General features: G+C 54.3%; 15 protein-coding genes. 3 read left to right on the forward strand and 12 right to left on the reverse strand.

The window, feature by feature from the left end; all coding sequences use genetic code 11:
- Nucleotides 1-13 precede the first annotated feature (13 nt).
- From proS to pdhA, 8 genes are all read right to left on the reverse strand, one after another.
- Entirely contained in the window at nucleotides 14-1,264 is a 1,251-nt protein-coding gene (gene proS, locus MHI24_RS02045) for a proline--tRNA ligase (protein ID WP_340023901.1), read from the reverse strand.
- Nucleotides 1,265-1,719: 455 nt separating this feature from the next.
- Nucleotides 1,720-3,207, reverse strand: a complete 1,488-nt coding sequence (locus tag MHI24_RS02050; RefSeq protein WP_340023902.1) for a glutamate synthase subunit beta — start codon at nucleotides 3,205-3,207, stop codon at nucleotides 1,720-1,722.
- A gap of 228 nt (nucleotides 3,208-3,435) precedes the next feature.
- Complete coding sequence (locus MHI24_RS02055) at nucleotides 3,436-3,927, reverse strand: dihydrofolate reductase (RefSeq protein WP_340023903.1); 492 nt, start codon at nucleotides 3,925-3,927, stop codon at nucleotides 3,436-3,438.
- Nucleotides 3,928-3,975: 48 nt separating this feature from the next.
- A complete protein-coding gene (gene thyA / locus MHI24_RS02060; RefSeq protein WP_340023904.1) occupies nucleotides 3,976-4,770 on the reverse strand; it encodes a thymidylate synthase in 795 nt (264 codons plus the stop codon).
- A 175-nt stretch (nucleotides 4,771-4,945) separates the two neighbouring features.
- A complete protein-coding gene (lpdA, locus tag MHI24_RS02065; RefSeq protein ID WP_340023905.1) occupies nucleotides 4,946-6,358 on the reverse strand; it encodes a dihydrolipoyl dehydrogenase in 1,413 nt (470 codons plus the stop codon).
- A 3-nt stretch (nucleotides 6,359-6,361) separates the two neighbouring features.
- Nucleotides 6,362-8,017: a 2-oxo acid dehydrogenase subunit E2 gene (locus MHI24_RS02070; RefSeq protein ID WP_340023906.1), complete on the reverse strand. Its 1,656-nt coding sequence runs from the start codon at nucleotides 8,015-8,017 to the stop codon at nucleotides 6,362-6,364.
- A 24-nt stretch (nucleotides 8,018-8,041) separates the two neighbouring features.
- On the reverse strand, nucleotides 8,042-9,019 hold the full coding sequence (locus MHI24_RS02075) for an alpha-ketoacid dehydrogenase subunit beta (protein ID WP_238651606.1): 978 nt from the start codon (nucleotides 9,017-9,019) through the stop codon (nucleotides 8,042-8,044).
- 15 nt (nucleotides 9,020-9,034) lie between these two features.
- The gene (pdhA, locus tag MHI24_RS02080) at nucleotides 9,035-10,102 is read right to left on the reverse strand and encodes a pyruvate dehydrogenase (acetyl-transferring) E1 component subunit alpha (RefSeq protein ID WP_340023907.1); all 1,068 of its coding nucleotides are present in this window, start codon (nucleotides 10,100-10,102) and stop codon (nucleotides 9,035-9,037) included.
- A gap of 267 nt (nucleotides 10,103-10,369) precedes the next feature.
- Here pdhA and MHI24_RS02085 point away from each other — a divergent pair, with 267 nt between their 5' ends.
- Nucleotides 10,370-11,101 (forward strand): alpha/beta hydrolase-fold protein, encoded by a 732-nt coding sequence (locus MHI24_RS02085; RefSeq protein WP_340023908.1) that lies wholly within the window; start codon nucleotides 10,370-10,372, stop codon nucleotides 11,099-11,101.
- A 138-nt stretch (nucleotides 11,102-11,239) separates the two neighbouring features.
- Here the strand turns inward: MHI24_RS02085 and MHI24_RS02090 are convergent, their stop codons facing one another.
- Complete coding sequence (locus tag MHI24_RS02090; protein ID WP_340026585.1) at nucleotides 11,240-11,713, reverse strand: low molecular weight protein-tyrosine-phosphatase; 474 nt, start codon at nucleotides 11,711-11,713, stop codon at nucleotides 11,240-11,242.
- A gap of 166 nt (nucleotides 11,714-11,879) precedes the next feature.
- Here MHI24_RS02090 and MHI24_RS02095 point away from each other — a divergent pair, with 166 nt between their 5' ends.
- Both MHI24_RS02095 and MHI24_RS02100 read left to right on the forward strand, forming a co-directional pair.
- Nucleotides 11,880-12,521: a thiamine diphosphokinase gene (locus MHI24_RS02095; RefSeq protein WP_340023909.1), complete on the forward strand. Its 642-nt coding sequence runs from the start codon at nucleotides 11,880-11,882 to the stop codon at nucleotides 12,519-12,521.
- A gap of 281 nt (nucleotides 12,522-12,802) precedes the next feature.
- Nucleotides 12,803-13,327 carry a C40 family peptidase gene (locus MHI24_RS02100; RefSeq protein ID WP_340023910.1) on the forward strand — a complete coding sequence of 175 codons (525 nt, stop codon included), beginning with the start codon at nucleotides 12,803-12,805 and terminating at the stop codon, nucleotides 13,325-13,327.
- A gap of 41 nt (nucleotides 13,328-13,368) precedes the next feature.
- Here MHI24_RS02100 and MHI24_RS02105 read toward each other — a convergent pair whose 3' ends face one another.
- From MHI24_RS02105 to MHI24_RS02115, 3 genes are all read right to left on the reverse strand, one after another.
- The gene (locus tag MHI24_RS02105; protein WP_340023911.1) at nucleotides 13,369-14,094 is read right to left on the reverse strand and encodes a response regulator transcription factor; all 726 of its coding nucleotides are present in this window, start codon (nucleotides 14,092-14,094) and stop codon (nucleotides 13,369-13,371) included.
- A 138-nt stretch (nucleotides 14,095-14,232) separates the two neighbouring features.
- A complete protein-coding gene (locus tag MHI24_RS02110; RefSeq protein ID WP_340023912.1) occupies nucleotides 14,233-14,544 on the reverse strand; it encodes a Dabb family protein in 312 nt (103 codons plus the stop codon).
- 15 nt (nucleotides 14,545-14,559) lie between these two features.
- Nucleotides 14,560-15,627 (reverse strand): ThiF family adenylyltransferase, encoded by a 1,068-nt coding sequence (locus MHI24_RS02115; protein WP_340023913.1) that lies wholly within the window; start codon nucleotides 15,625-15,627, stop codon nucleotides 14,560-14,562.
- Between the last annotated feature and the right edge of the window lie 69 nt (nucleotides 15,628-15,696).

Below are 15,696 nucleotides of genomic sequence, written 5' to 3' on the forward strand. Positions count from 1 at the left end.
GTTTCCTCCTCTCTTAAGCTCTAAATCGGCTCACCCGCCGTACAGCCTCTTCCAGCTCAATCACTTCCTTGCTGCCCGACCGGCGGTCCAGGTATTCCAGCTTCTGCTCAGCAGCCTGCTTGCCAGCCACTAGAACAACCGGAATGCCAAGCAGGCCGGCATCCTTGAATTTCACTCCCGCACGCTCATCGCGGTCATCCAGCAGGGTATCGATGCCTAGAGCGCTCAGCTGTGTGTATAAAGCCTCGGCCAGCTCCCGCTGAGCTTCTTCCTTGACCGACATCACCAGGATATGCACGTTGTACGGAGCAATCGCCTCCGGCCAGATCAGGCCCTGCTCATCCTGGTTCTGCTCGGCCACCGCAGACAGCAGCCGGGAAATGCCGATTCCATAGCAGCCCATGACCACCGGCTGGCTGCGTCCGGCGGCATCGAGATAGCTCGCGCCCAGCTTCTCGCTGTACACCGTGCCAAGCTCGAAGACATGGCCCACCTCAATGCCCTGGCAGCGTTCAAGGGAGCCTGCTCCGCACTGCGGGCAGGCCTCTGCTTCAGCCACCTCCAGGTTCGCAGCATATCCGCAGTGCGGGCAGATTAGCAGCGTATCTTCACCAGCCTCACACAGCGCCATGAACTCATGATTGCGCCCTTTGCCGCCGATCGCTCCCGCATCGGCCAGCACAGCCTTATACGTCAGGCCGCAACGGCTGAAGATCCGCTCATAAGCCTGGTACATCCGTTCATAAGCCTGGCCGAGCCCCTCCCAGCCTGTGTCGAACGAATACGCATCCTTCATCAGGAACTCCCTGCCCCGCAGCAGCCCTGAACGCGGCCGGCGTTCATCGCGGAATTTCGTCTGAATCTGGAACACGGTGACCGGAAGTCTGCGGTAGGTGCTGATCTCGCCCCGTACGAGCGCCGTCACCACCTCTTCATGTGTCGGCCCCAGCACGAACTCCCGTTCATGACGGTCCTTAAGCTTCATCAGCTCTTTGCCGTAGACGTCATAACGTGCGGACTCTTGCCAGAGCTCGGCAGGCTGCAGCGAAGGCATCAGCACCTCCTGGGCACCGGAGCCTTCCATTTCCTGGCGGACCATCATCTCCAGCTTGCGCAGGACCCGCCGCCCGAGGGGCATATAAGTATATACCCCGGCAGCCACCTGACGGATATATCCGGCGCGGAGCAACAGCTGGTGACTCCTTGTTTCAGCTTCCGCAGGAGCTTCGCGGAGCGTGGTGACGAACAGTTGACTTTGGCGCATACCGATCGACCTCTTTCTTCAGACTAAGTGTATTCAGCTTCATGATTCCGCAATGCATACAACGCCAAAAAGACACATCCGTCAGGGACGAATGTGCCGTGTTACCACCCTGTTTCAACCGCCCGGCCCTAAGGCCTTGCAGTTCTCTAATCCGAAATAACGGCCGGAGCCGGCAAGCTTAGAATAATGGCATACTGCTTACTAAGCTGCAGCTTTCAAGGCAGGGTATGCTCCATCCGCACTTGAGGGACCTTTCAGCCGGTGAATCCCCTCTCTGTTCCGGCAGTTACAGGAAACATAGATCCTTGGTCAACACTATTGACGTTATAAATATTGATTCCTAATCTATCCGATATTTGGGCGTTCGTCAAGTAGCTTCCACACAAAAAGCCGCTACACCAGCAATTGCCGGGTAACGGCTTCCTTGATACTGATGCAGAAGTTCCTTATGCTTCTTAAGGCAGCACAGTGGTTCCCATCAGGTATTTGTCTACTTCACGCGCGGCTTCACGGCCCTCGTTAATGGCCCAGACAACCAGGCTCTGTCCGCGGCGCATATCGCCGGCGGCGAATACTTTATCCACATTCGTATTGTATTTGCCGTAACGGGCTTTCACATTGGTGCGGCGGTCCGTCTCCAGCTTCAGCTCCTGAATGAGGTCCTGTTCCGGCCCGTCGAAGCCGATGGCAATCAGCGCAAGCTGGGCCGGGAATACTGCTTCGGTTCCCGGAACCGGCTGGTAGATCTTCCGCCCGGTCTCATCGACCATGCGGCGGATCTGCACCGTGTGCACTTCCTTAAGGTTGCCTGCTTCATCGCCGACGAACTTCGTGGTCATAATCGAGAACTCCCGCGGATCTTCACCGAATACAGCCTTCGCCTCCTGCTGGGCATAATCAAGCGTATAGACATTCGGGAATTGCGGCCACGGGTTGGCAATCGGATCACGCGTCAGCGGCGCTTTGTCATGTGTGCCGAACTGCGTGATGCTGCTGCATCCGTGGCGCAGTGCGGTCGCCACACAGTCGGAGCCGGTGTCGCCCCCGCCCAGCACGACAACATCCTTGCCTGCTGCTGACACATATTTGCCGTCCTCAAGCCCGGAATTCAGATAGCTGGAGATCGTTCCGGTCAGGTAATCCATAGCGTACATGACCCCGTTCAGGTCACTGCCTTCCACATTGAAGCGCCGGGCTTTGGTCGCTCCGCCGCACAGGACAACGGCATCGTATTCATCTACGAGCTGCTGGGCCGGAATGTCTTTGCCGATCTCGGTATTCACCACGAACTCGACGCCTTCTGCCGCCAGCAGATCCACCCGGCGCTGTACCACACGTTTGTCCAGCTTCATGGTCGGAATGCCGTACATCAGCAGTCCGCCGATGCGGTCGCTGCGCTCGAATACCGTTACAGTGTGCCCTGCCTTGTTGAGCTGCGCTGCCGCAGCCAGGCCTGCCGGACCTGACCCAACAATAGCCACCCGCTTGCCGGTACGCTTCTCAGGCGGGCTCGGAACAACCCAGCCCTCTTCAAAGCCCTTGTCCACAATCGCCAGCTCAATCGTCTTAATCGTCACAGGCTGTCCAATCAGACCGACGGTACAGGAGCCTTCGCATGGCGCCGGACAGATACTGCCGGTGAATTCCGGGAAATTGTTGGTCTTGTGCAGCCGTTCCAGTGCTTCCCGCCACAACCCGCGGTAGACCAGATTGTTCCACTCGGGAATCAGGTTATGCACAGGGCAGCCGGACGTACCTCCGCTCATATCCACGCCTGTGTGGCAATAAGGTGTGCCGCAATCCATGCAGCGGGCACCCTGGGTGCGAAGCTCCTCTTCAGACAGATGCTCGTGGAATTCTTCCCAGTCCTTTACGCGCTGCTCGGGTGCCCGGTCTCCTGGGAGCTGGCGCTTATACTCCATAAATCCAGTAGGTGTAGACATATTTACGTTTCCCCCATCCGTTCTCTTCGTGTTGATGTATAGTACACTATTGCATACCCGCGGCATAATTCAATAAGGATACAGCGCGATGAAGGTTCTGCATATTTTATACTAACTAACATTTCTAATTTTAATTATAGTAGCATTCAATACTTTTGCACGGTAATGGATTAATCTGCTGATTATTTGTACTATTTCACATCTGATGTCAGAGAAAACGCTTCATTGTCAGCCCTTACGTTCATATACATAGAAACGGTAATCATAAGGATTCTGCTCATTCTTCAGCCCCGGCGTATTGGAAACTTCCTTCCACTGGCTCCAGTCCACCTCCGGGAAAATGGTATCCCCCTCGACCTCAGCTTCGATCCGCGTAACACGCAGCTTATCCGCATAGGGCAGCATGAGACTGTAGATCTCAGCGCCGCCGATCACCATCAGCTCATCCTCCTTGCGGCCTTCTGCGAGCGCCTCTTCCAGCGTATGCACCACCTCAGCGCCTTCAGGCGCGAAGCTGCGGTCCCGGGTCAGAATCAGGCTGGTACGGCCCTTCAGCGGCTTGCTGCCGAGGGATTCCCAGGTTTTGCGCCCCATCAGCATTCTTTTGCCCAGCGTCTCCGCCTTGAAATAGGCAAAATCCAGCGGCAAATGCCAAGGGATATCATTATTGTTGCCGATGACCCTGTTCGAGGACATGGCCCAGATCATGGTTATGCTCATCTACCCGCCTCCTTCTTCAAGCTGTCATACATCCGCATTAAGAATGCTCTATATCGCTACCGGTGCCTTGATCCCCGGATGATGTACGTAATCAGTGAATTCGAAATCCTCAAAGGTGTAATCAAAGATGCTGTCAGGCTTGCGGCGGATGACCAGCTTCGGCAGCGCATACGGCTCCCTGGCCAGCTGTGTAGCCACCTGCTCCAGATGATTGGTGTAGATATGCACATCTCCGCCCGACCAGATGAATTCTCCTACCTCCAGGCCCGTCTGCTGGGCGACCATATGGGTGAGCAGCGCATAGCTGGCAATGTTAAAAGGAAGCCCCAGGAACGTGTCCACAGAACGCATCGTCAGCATACAGGACAGCTTGCCGTCCGCCACATAGAACTGGAATACAAAATGGCAAGGCGGAAGCTTCATCTCCTCAATCTCGCCTACATTCCACGCACTGACGATATGACGGCGGGAATCCGGGTTGTTCCGGATCGAGTCGATCACATTCGCAATCTGGTCAATATGACGTCCGTCCTTGGCCTCCCAGGCCCGCCACTGCGAACCGTAGACAGGTCCCAGCTCACCGTTCTCATCCGCCCATTCGTCCCAGATTGAGACCCCGTTCTCCTTCAGATAGGAGGTGTTGGTATCCCCCTTGAGGAACCATAACAGCTCATGCACCACCGACTTCAGATGAATGCGCTTGGTGGTTACCAGCGGGAAGCCCTTCGTGAGATCGAAGCGAAGCTGCCGTCCGAATACCGATATGGTGCCCGTGCCGGTCCGGTCGCTCTTCGCTGTGCCGTTATCCAATATATCCTGTAATAGATCCAAGTAATTACGCAAGTTGTATCGCACCCCACTCTCTTTTTCTTATACCAGTTTACCATGAGCTGACCACGCTTGTAATTCCCTTTGTATAAATTCAGATTCCTTGCGGCTAAAAAAAGGATGTTCCCCGCCATTCTACATGGCTCAGGAAACATCCTCTTGAATTATTGCGGAAATAGCTTCGCAGCTATTATCTGATTACATGAATCGGGTGGCCTTCTACCAGCTCAGCCGCTTCCATAACGATCTCACCGAGAGTCGGGTGTGCATGGATGGTCAGAGCGATATCCTCAAGGGTTGCACCCATCTCAATTGCCAGCCCCAGCTCAGCAATCAGGTTAGAAGCCTCGATGCCGACGATTTGCGCGCCCAGCACCTGATTGTTGTCGCTCTTCGCTACAATCTTGATGAAGCCTTCAGGCGCATTCAGGGAGACGGCACGGCCGTTGCCTGCGAACGGGAATTTACCGGCTTTCACGGCATAGCCCTTCTCTTTGGCTTCTTTCTCAGTCAGGCCTACGCTGGAGCATTCAGGATCAGTGAATACGACAGCCGGCATAACTTTGTAATCAACGACCGACTTGTGTCCGGCGATAGCTTCGGCAGCAATCTTGCCTTCATACGAAGCTTTGTGCGCCAGAGCCAGGCCAGGCACGATGTCGCCGATCGCGTAGATGTTAGGAATGTTGGTGCGTCCCTGATGGTCAACCTTGACCAGACCGCGTTCGTCCAGCTCAACGCCGATCAGATCCAGGCCAAGCTCACCGTCAGTGTTCGGACGGCGGCCTACGGTTACCAGCAGGTATTCCGCAGTTATTTCCTTGGATTCGCCGCCAACGGAGTACTTCACAGTAACTTCCTTGTCGTTCTGCACAGCGGATTCCGCTTTGGCATTCGTTACAATCTCAATGCCGGTCTTCGCCATGTTCTTGGCTACCAGACGGGTCATATCCTTGTCGAAGCCAGGCAGAACAGTGTCCAGACCTTCAATGATCGTAACTTTGGTGCCGAATTTGGAGTACATCTGGCCCAGCTCGGCGCCGATGTAGCCGCCGCCGATAACGATCATGCTCTTCGGAATTTCAGGCAGATCCAGCGCTTCGGTGGAGGACAGAATACGTCCGCCGAACGGGAACGGCTTCAGCTCAATCGGGCGGGAGCCTGTCGCGATGATGCAGTTGTTGAACTTGTAGCGCGGGGATTCATGGTCATTGAACAGACGGGCTTCGTTTGCACTAATGAACATCGCTTCACCGCTGAATACTTCAATCTTGTTGCCCTTCATCAGGCTGGTTACGCCGGAAGTCATCTTCTTGACTACGCCGTTCTTGAAGGCCTGGGTCTTGGCCCAGTCCACCTTCACGTTCTCGGCAGTTACGCCGAATACCTCGCCGTGCTGGGCAGCCTCATATTGATGAGCTGCGGAGATCAGCGCCTTGGAAGGGATACAGCCGCGGTTCAGACACACGCCGCCGAGTTCCGATTTATCTACAATGATGACCTTTTGGCCGAGCTGGGCGGCACGGATTGCCGCCACATACCCGCCGGGACCTGCACCAATTACCAATGTGTCGATTTCAATTGAAGCGTCTCCGACTACCATTAATTACACCTCCATAACTAACATATCAGGATTTGCAAGCAGGGTCTTAATGTAATTCATGAAGTTCTGTGCTGTTGCTCCGTCGATAATACGGTGGTCAAAGCTCAGAGACAGGGCCATTACAGGCGCAGACACGATTTCACCGTTCTTAACTACCGGCTTCTCAGTGATCCGTCCGGTTCCCAGAATCGCAACCTCAGGGAAGTTGATAATCGGGGTGAAGAACATGCCGCCGGCCGAACCGATGTTGCTGATCGAGATGGTGCTGCCTTTCATTTCATGCGGTGCCAGCTTGCCGTCACGTCCGCGCACAGCCAGATCCGAGATCGCGCTGGCGATCATCCAGATGCTCTTGCGGTCGGCATCTTTGATCACAGGAACGATCAGACCGTTGTCTGTATCAGTAGCGATACCGATGTTGTAGTACTTCTTGTAGACAATCTCATTCGCAGCTTCGTCAATCATGGCGTTAAGCGCCGGGAACTGGCGGGAAGCGGCAACGAGTGCCTTCACGATGAACGGAAGGTAAGTGACCTTCACGCCTTTCTTCTCGGCTACAGGCTTCATCCGGGCGCGGAAGGCTACCAGCTCGGTAACATCCACTTCGTCCATGATGGTAACATGCGGCGCGGTGTAAGCCGATTTCACCATTGCATTGGCGATGGCCTTGCGGATACCCTTGAACGGTACACGCTCTTCTTCCAGGTTCGCATTGCCGGAAGCTGCCGGTGCTGCGGCTTCTTTGGCCTTCGCTTGCGGTGCAGCTGCTGCCGCCGGTGCCGCTGCTGCAGGAGCTGCCGCTGCCGGTGCTGCTGATCCGCCCTTCAGGAAGGCTTCCACATCTTCAAGGGTAATCTTGCCGTTCTTGCCGGAGCCGTTCACCTTGGAGATGTCTACGCCCTTATCACGGGCGAACTTGCGGACGCTTGGCGTAGCCAGCACTTCGCGGTCAGGAGCCGGAACAGCTGCTGCGGCCGGTGCTGCGGCCTGGGAAGGAGCTGCGCCCTGCGCGCCGGAGGCTTCAGCATGGCCGCCTTCCTGATGCGGAACATCGCCTTCAGCGGCAATAACTGCTACAACCTCGCCCACGCGGCAGACCTGGCCATCTTTGGCGAACACTTCAACTACTGTACCATTGACCGGGGAAGGAACTTCCACTACAGCCTTATCGTTCTGAACTTCCATGATGATATCATCGTCAGTGATCTTGTCGCCGACCTTGATGTGCATCTTGATGATTTCCCCTTCGTGCAGGCCTTCGCCCAGCTCAGGGAATTTGTATTCAAAGTTCGATGCTCCGCCGCTGGCCGGTGCGCTGGTTGCCGGTGAAGAGGTTGTCTCTGCTCCGCCCTTGGCTGCGTCAGCTTCCTGGGAAGCATGCTCTGCCGGATGGCCGCCCTCCTGCTCAGGAATATCGCCTTCTGCATCAATAATAGCTACCACTTCGCCTACGCGGCAGACCTGGCCGTCCTTGGTGAAGACTTCAAGCACAGTGCCGTTGACCGGACAAGGCACTTCCACTACAGCCTTGTCGTTCTGAACTTCCATTACGATATCGTCATCGGTTACCTTGTCGCCGGCTTTGATATGCATTTTGATAATTTCGCCTTCATGCAGACCTTCGCCCAGCTCAGGGAACCGGTACTCAAATTTTGCCACCTTGATAACCTCCCGAGTGTAAGTTTAGAATTCCATAACTTTCTTAACAGCTGCAATAACACGTGCTGGTGTAGGAATCCAGGTATCTTCGATTTGTGCAAACGGATATACAGTATCAGGACCGGCTACACGGAGCACAGGCGCCTCCAGGTGCAGCAGTGCTTTTTCGTTAATCTGGGCAATAACCTCAGCGGCTACGCCGGAGCTCTTCTGTGCTTCCTGAACCACGATGGCACGGTTGGTCTTCTTAATTGAAGCTACAATTGTGTCGATATCGATCGGGCTTACGGTGCGCAGGTCAATAATTTCAGCCTTGATGCCTTCTTTTTCGAGCTGTTCAGCGGCTTTGGTGGCAGTATGTACCATCAGGCCGTAAGCGATGATCGATACATCGGAACCTTCGCGCACTACATTCGCTTTACCCAGCTCAACGGTATATTCACCTTCAGGAACCTCTGCACGGAAAGCATGATACAGGTTGAGGTGCTCCATGAAGAATACAGGGTCATTATCGCGGATCGAGGCGATCAGCAGTCCCTTGGCATCGTATGGATTGGAAGGAATAACAACCTTGATCCCCGGGCTCTGGGCAATCAAACCTTCCAGAGAGTCGGTATGCAGTTCAGCAGCCTTAACGCCGCCGCCGAATGGTGTACGGAATACTACAGGAGCGTTATATTTGCCCCCGGAACGCCAGCGCAGACGCGCTGCCTGGATAACAATCTGATCAAGTGCTTCAAAGATGAAGCCGACAAACTGGATTTCGGCAATCGGGCGGAAGCCTTGTACACCCAGACCGAAGGCCAGACCGCCGATTGCGGATTCTGCCAGCGGGGTATCGAAGACACGCTCTTCGCCAAATTCCTTCTGCAGGCCTTCCGTTACACGGAAGACACCGCCAACATTACCAACATCCTCCCCGAAGATAAGGACATTAGGGTCACGAGTCAGTTCAACGCGCATCGCGTCACGAATTGCTTCTTTCATATTCATCTGTGCCATTGCCTGATATCCCCCTTATTCAAAATCGGCTTTTTGCTCTTCAAGATGTTTCGGAGTTACCTCGAACATGCTGTCGATCAAGCCGGGAATGGTCATTTTTTCGGTCTGTTCTGCCTTCTTAATCTGCTCGTTGACAGTAGCCTTCGCTTCTTCTCTCACGCGCAGAGTGTCCTCTTCGGTCCAGAGGCCTTTCTTCTCCAGGTACTTGGCAAGACGGGCAATAGGGTCCTTCTCGTTCCATTGTCCTTCTTCTTCCTTCGTACGGTACTTGCTGGCGTCATCGGAGAGGGAGTGCGGACGGAAACGGTAGGTTACCGCTTCGATCAGCGTTGCACCTTCGCCTTTGCGTGCCCGTTCAGCAGCCTGCTGAACCGCGGAGATTACAGCGAACACGTCCATACCGTCAACCTTGATCCCAGGGATGCCTGCGGCAACTGCCTTGTGGGCGATGGACTTGGCAGCAGTCTGCTTGGCGAACGGAGTCGTGATCGCATAGCCGTTATTCTGAACGAAGAAAATCACCGGCAGCTTGTATACTCCCGCATAGTTCAAGCCTTCGTAGAAGTCGCCTTCCGAGGAACCGCCGTCACCGGTATAGGTGATAGCAACGTTCGGCTGCTTCTTCAATTTGAAGCCCATAGCAATACCGGTTGCGTGGAGGATCTGCGCACCGATGATAATCTGAGGCATCAGCACATTGACGCCGTCAGGAATCTGTCCGCCATGCTGATGTCCGCGGGAATACAGAAATGCCTGATATAATGGAAGTCCGTGCCAGACGAGCTGCGGAATATCGCGGTAGCCCGGGCATACGAAATCTTCTTTTTGCAGAGCGAACTCACTGCCGATCATTGTTGCTTCCTGCCCGGATACCGGAGCATAGAAACCGAGACGGCCCTGGCGGCCAAGGTTAACTGCGCGGTCATCCCAAGTACGGGTAAATACCATACGGTACATGATTTCTTTCAGTTGGTCATCAGACAGCTTAGGCATCATATCCTTATTGATAATTTCTCCATCCGGGGAAAGTACCGAAAGGGCCTCAACGTCCTCTGTATACACTTCATAAGGAACTCTGGTCATTATCTTCACCTCAATAAAAAAATTTGAATATCAGTGGTCTCTGTTATAGAATTATTATACACCTGTTGTATCTGTTTCGTCAAAGAAATACGCATAAAATTTATGCTTCCATAAATTTTGTATGTATAACAGGGTATTATAAATTATATAACAGATTGCAGGAAATTGATCAAGTAAATGATATTTCCCACATTTACCGCTTGGGTAATATTAACGCAACACTACGTCTTATGCAAAAAATCCGACATGAAAGGTGACGATCCGACAATGAATGAGCCTGTTTTTCTGAAACGAACAATCGTGAAACAAACCCTCTGGAGCGAGCATCTGCAGGAAGAGCGCAAGCTGCGCATCTATCTCCCGCCCGGCTATAATGAAGTTCTCAGCTATCCGGTCGTCTACTGCCAGGACGGTGAAGAATTCTTCAACTTCGGACGGATTGCCACACTGGCCGGCCAGCTGATTCTGGAGCAGGATGTGGAGCCTTTCATTATAGTAGGCGTTGAAGTGAACGTTGCTGTCCGCACCGCAGAATATGCTCCATTTGGCAGCCGCTTCCGGCAGTACCTGTCATGCTTCGCCGAAGAGATTATTCCCTTCATTGAACATAATTATCCGGTTCGGCGCACTCCCGGGGAGCGGATTATTGCCGGAGACTCCCTCGGCGGCAGTGTCTCCCTTCATCTCGCCCTGGCCTATCCCGGATTATTCAGCCGGGTGCTCAGCCTGTCGGGCGCTTACTATCCCGAGACCCGCGAGCTGCTGGCCAAGGAAGACGATCTCTCCTGGCTGCAGATCAACATGGTAGTCGGCCTGCAGGAGAGAGAATACAAGACGGACACCGGCGTCTACGATTTCGTAGAGATGAACCGGCTTACCAGAGATATGCTGGAATCCCGGGGAGCTACCGTCTCCTACCGTGAGAAGGACGGACAGCATCTTTGGGGATTTTGGCAAAAAGAGCTCCCGGAATCATTACTCTATTTCTTCAACTCTTGAAACAGCGAATACCCCCTCAAAAGTGAACATCTTACGAACTTATGTATGTCCCCGGAGTGTGCGCGCTTTCATTAGCGTATGGCTCAGCGGTGCCGGTCCTTAAGAGCTAAGGACGGCAACCGTTGCGGGCGGGCAATTCTAGGCCTGCTGGAGCTTGTCCTTAATGATCTGCTCCAGCAGCACATCACAACCGGCATCGATCAGCTCATAGACCTGTTCAAAGTTTCCGGTGAAATACGGGTCCGGCACCTCGCGGAGCTCCGCCTCCGGCAGCAGATCCATGAAGAACAGCAGCTCGGAGTGCTCGCCTCCGGGAATCTTGCGGACATTATCGCCGTTGGACTTGTCCATGCAGATAATATATTGGAATTTCTCAAAATCATCACCGCTCACCAGACGGGCTTTCATGTTCTCATAGCTGATTCCGTGCAGATCGAGAATCCGTCTGGTTCCTTCATGCGGCGGATTGCCGATATGCCAGTCTCCGGTTCCGGCAGAATCCACGCTAATCTGATCCGCCAACTGGCGCTCAGACACCTTATGGCGCAGTACCGCCTCCGCCATCGGCGAACGGCAGATATTCCCCAGACACACAAATAACACGTTTACGATCTCTCTCACCCCCTGATCTGGTACAATAATCACTGCACCGGGTTTGTGCGGCGATGCGCACTGTCTTTATTTTAGCGTCCGTGGGGCAATTGTACAACTTCAGAAACTGCTATATACTGTTCAGGGTGATAACACTTCATTGCAATGAACAAGGAGGGAGAATATCTTGCCAGCAGGGCGTGTCGTTATTGTAGCGGGCGGTAAGGTGACAGCGGAATGCCTGCGTTATTTAGATGAAAAAGATTATATTATCGGCGCTGACCGGGGAGCGCTGTTCCTGATTGAGCACGGCTTCAGGCCCGCTCTGGCTGTAGGCGATTTCGATTCCGTCCCTGAGGAAGCCTTAGAGCGGATTCAGGCCGGAAGCAACGAGACCATCAGCTGTGATCCGGTGAACAAAGACCTGACCGACAGTGAGCTGGCGCTTGATTACGCGCTGGGCCTCCAGCCGCAGTCTATTGTAATGATAGGTGTGACCGGCACCCGTATGGACCAGACTCTGGCCAGCATCCAGATGATGACCCGGGCGCTGCAGCGGCAGGTGGCCTGCTCGATCATCGATCCCAACAATTATATTACGCTTACCGGCTCACAGGCTGTGGTCGAGCAGCGCGGCTACACCTATGTCTCTCTGCTGCCCCTCACTCCCGAGGTTACCGGCATCACACTTAAGGGCTTCCAGTATCCCCTGGATCACGCCACCCTGAAGCTGGGCCAGTCGCTGGCCGTGAGCAATGTGCTTATAGAGAGCAGCGGAACCGTCACGATTGAGAGCGGACTGCTGTTAATTATTCAGAGCAAGGACTAAGTACATAGAGTTTTGGAGACAGCGCTGTAACTTTTGATTCAAATCGAATAAACCGGGAATCCCTTAGAGCAGCAAGGGTTTTCCGGTTTTTTTCATTTCGCTGGAGTGATAAATATTAATTTTTTGTAACTTTTAATGAGATTTTAATAAAACGCTTACAATGTAGTCCCTGCCTGCATTTGAGAGGTCTGTTCCATATTTTAGGGATGTTGTAACCTGCTATACTACGAATCAGAGAACGAAACTACTAAACTAGTAATTACAACTTTGGAGGTAACAACATGAATAAGCATCCTTGGGTTAAACGGGCCCTTACTATCGGTTTGTGCACATCAATCGGCTTCGGCGCACTTCTGGCCACCGGAGCAGGAACCGCTCCAGCGGCTGCCGCAGCGGTATCGGCCGACTCGGTCTCCGCTTCAGCGAAAGGATCGAGCATCATCAGCTTCGGCAAAAAGTACCTGGGCACACGTTACAAGTTCGGCGCTTCGACTTCAACTACACGTTATTTCGACTGCTCGTCGTTTACACAATATATCTTCAAAAAATACGGCGTAGATCTGCCACGCACCTCTGTCGCCCAATCCAAAGTCGGTTCCTACGTCAGCAAAGCGAACCTGCGGGTCGGTGATTTGTTGTTCTTCTCCAGCGGCAGCCGGGCGAACGGCAAGAACGTAACCCATGTCGCAGTGTATGCCGGAAATGGCAAAATTCTTCACACCTACGGATCACCTGGTGTTACGATTTCGGATCTGAATTCCGGCAACTGGAAAAGAACTTACCTGAAGGCAAGACGCGTACTCTAGTCAAGCCTATCAGCCGGGGAGCAGCATTATAGCGGCCTTCTTTATGAAGACCCGCTCTCCGGTACCCGTAGTACATACCCTGCCCCACGTACGGTATGAATCAGCTTCGTCCGGCGGCCCTTGTCCACCTTCGAGCGGATGTGGCGGATATATACATCCACCACATTGGTATCCGGATGAAAATGATAGCCCCAGACCTGCCGCAGAATCTCGTCCCGGGGGCAGACTTCACCCTGATTCACCACGAGATAATGCAGCAGGTCGAACTCCTTCGGGGTCATCCTCACCTCTGCTCCGTCGCGGCTGACCTGCCGGCGGCCGGGATCAAGGACCAGTCCGTCCACTTTGAGCAGAGTGGCCGTATCCCGCCTGCGGCCCGTAAGCTTCAGCAGATTCACGACCCGGCAACTGAATTCACCGGTATGTACCGGCCGCTCCATGCACTCATTGCCCCCCGATTCAAAAGCCGTAACCGCTGCTTCCCCCCGCGCCTCGGATGGTCCGGTTATAACCATCACCGGCAGCCTCATCCCACCCTTCCGGGCAGCTGCGACTTCCTCCCAGCCCGCCCACCCTCCGGGATCATCCAGCTCCGCAACCAGCAGCACAGGTTCACCGCTTGACAGCACGAAGCGAAGACTCTCCGGGTCTTCGCTTCGTGCTGTTGTCATGCCGAGACTGCGGAGCGCCTCCTCCAGCCCGGCACGGCTAGCTTCCCGGTCCTCTGTATCCGGGACCGGCGCGTACCATGCAATCAATTCATTCACAAGCCCTGTCTCCCTCGATCAGCCTTGCACCGGCTGTGCCGCCGCAGATACAGGATAGAATTCCCCCACAGCAAAGAGACCATTCGGAGGAACGGTCTCTTTGCTGAACCTATTCTTGTGAATTAAGCATTCCGGAGCTTATACAGCAGCATTCACGAAATCGATCTCCTGGAAGGCCGCCACCTCGGTCTCCCAGCGCTCAGCCACAAATGCCTGATGATCAGGGTGAGCATTATATGCATCATAAGCGGCCTGATCTGCGAATTCCATCGAGAAAGCGTACCGGAAATCACATTTGCTGCTGACCTGATCCAGCACCTCAAAGTTGTCCACACCCGGAATAACGCTTAGAATTCTGGCCCCGTCCCGCAGAAAGCTCTGGGTCTCCTCTGAATCCGGTGCCGATTTCAGCGTGAACACCGCCATATGCCTGATGGTTCCATTATTCATTCGTATCTCCTCCATTTATCCGAAATACCGGTGATAGAAGCTGCGGGCAGCCGCTACATCACTGGTTCCATGTATCAATGCCCTGCCATCCGCAAATACGACCATACGGTACGGCTCTTCGGTATAGGACACCAGATAAGGGTTGCTCTCCACCTTGCCGCTGTTCAGTCCCGCTAGCCGTGCGGCGGTCTCCGGCAGATTAAGGTTCCGCTTGCCGGCCGGGCGGATTTGCACCGTATCCCTGCCGCACAGCACATCGCTGCGTTCCGTATTCGCCGCTGTCAGATAAGGATAGAGCGGATGATCTCCGCAGGAAGGGCAATCTATTCTTTTCGCTGACTTCACCCCGATCTCCTGCTGCTCGTTGCGCCAGACATCGAAGGTCAGCAGCCGGCCCCGCAGGTTCTCCCTGTATCCGCCGAGCAGCTTAAGCGCCTCAGCCGTAGCGTTGGCTGTGACCAGCTGCACTGCCTGCGGCAGAATACCGGCGATATCACAGGTGTCCCCGCCCATAGGTACCGTACCAAGCAAGCAGTTCAGACAAGGAGTCTCGCCGGGCAGGATCGTATATGTAAGCCCGTAGCTGCCGACACAGGCGCCGTAGATCCATGGGATTCCGTGCTTCTGGGCCAGATCATTCATAATGAGCCGGGTATCGAAATTATCCGTTCCGTCCATGATGAGATCCACCCCCGGCAGCAGGCTCTCCAGCTCCTCCGCCCGCCCATCCAGCACATGGGCTTCAATCTCAATCTCCGAATTAACCTCTGCCAGTCTGATGCGGGCCGCAGCTGCCTTCGGCATCCGCTGGAGGGCATCCGCTTCCGTATATAACTGCTGCCGCTGCAGATTGCTCCACTCCACATAATCGCGGTCCACCAGAATCAGCCGCCCTACCCCGCAGCGGGCCAGGGTCTCAGCGATTCCTGTTCCCAGCGCGCCCATGCCCACGATCAGCACACATGACTTAGCCAGCCCCTGCTGCCCTGCGGCTCCAAACGGCGTGAAGCGCACTTGTCTTGAATATCTGCCATCTCTTCCGGCGGACGAAGCCGGCGCCGGCATACGATTGTCAGGACCCATCTCTGACCAGCCCTCCTATATAAGTCTATTACCCCAATGTTGTGTCCGGCCGTAACCGATCCTCCCCAT

Source organism: Paenibacillus sp. FSL K6-1096 (genome assembly GCF_037977055.1).
Lineage (GTDB): Bacteria > Bacillota > Bacilli > Paenibacillales > Paenibacillaceae > Paenibacillus_AQ.

Excerpts from the sequence above, each read along its gene's own strand:
- MHI24_RS02110 (WP_340023912.1), bottom strand. The coding sequence starts at position 14,544 with ATGAATAATGGAACCATCAGGCATATGGCGGTGTTCACGCTGAAATCG.
- proS (WP_340023901.1), bottom strand. The coding sequence starts at position 1,264 with ATGCGCCAAAGTCAACTGTTCGTCACCACGCTCCGCGAAGCTCCTGCG.
- MHI24_RS02075 (WP_238651606.1), bottom strand. The coding sequence starts at position 9,019 with ATGGCACAGATGAATATGAAAGAAGCAATTCGTGACGCGATGCGCGTT.
- MHI24_RS02100 (WP_340023910.1), top strand. The coding sequence starts at position 12,803 with ATGAATAAGCATCCTTGGGTTAAACGGGCCCTTACTATCGGTTTGTGC.
- MHI24_RS02115 (WP_340023913.1), bottom strand. The coding sequence starts at position 15,627 with ATGGGTCCTGACAATCGTATGCCGGCGCCGGCTTCGTCCGCCGGAAGA.
- MHI24_RS02055 (WP_340023903.1), bottom strand. The coding sequence starts at position 3,927 with ATGAGCATAACCATGATCTGGGCCATGTCCTCGAACAGGGTCATCGGC.
- pdhA (WP_340023907.1), bottom strand. The coding sequence starts at position 10,102 with ATGACCAGAGTTCCTTATGAAGTGTATACAGAGGACGTTGAGGCCCTT.
- MHI24_RS02085 (WP_340023908.1), top strand. The coding sequence starts at position 10,370 with ATGAATGAGCCTGTTTTTCTGAAACGAACAATCGTGAAACAAACCCTC.
- lpdA (WP_340023905.1), bottom strand. The coding sequence starts at position 6,358 with ATGGTAGTCGGAGACGCTTCAATTGAAATCGACACATTGGTAATTGGT.
- MHI24_RS02050 (WP_340023902.1), bottom strand. The coding sequence starts at position 3,207 with ATGTCTACACCTACTGGATTTATGGAGTATAAGCGCCAGCTCCCAGGA.